The sequence below is a fragment of the Erythrobacter sp. SN021 genome, assembly GCF_021864455.1.
On the sequence record NZ_JAKKUW010000181.1, the window covers coordinates 1 to 326 of the forward strand.

A 326-nucleotide genomic window follows, 5' to 3' on the forward strand; every position below is an offset into this window, starting at 1 on the left:
CCCACACATTGAATCCCTCATCCAAAGAAATAAACTGAGCCAAGTCAGTTACCTGAGTTTCACGTGTAATTGAGGACGCGAATAAACACGGCAATCCATTGCATTGCGCTTCGATACCTACAAGAGGTAGCCCTTCGAATAGAGAAGGAAGCACGAATACATCCATGGCACTATAATACGCTTGTGGGGTATCAGTTACCTTTTCGAATAATACGTCTTCAGATATAGATATATTCTTGGATAAATCGATTATATGCTGCTTTGTTTCACCTTCGCCGACAAGCAGAAGCTTGCTCTTTGATCGCTTCTTCTTCAACTCGGCAAAT

General features: G+C 42.0%; 1 protein-coding gene. It reads right to left on the minus strand.

Annotation, left to right across the window (positions count from 1 at the left end; genetic code table 11):
• Positions 1-326, minus strand: a 326-nt coding sequence (locus L5849_RS15480) for a glycosyltransferase (RefSeq protein ID WP_236926265.1), incomplete at both ends; no start/stop codon positions are given.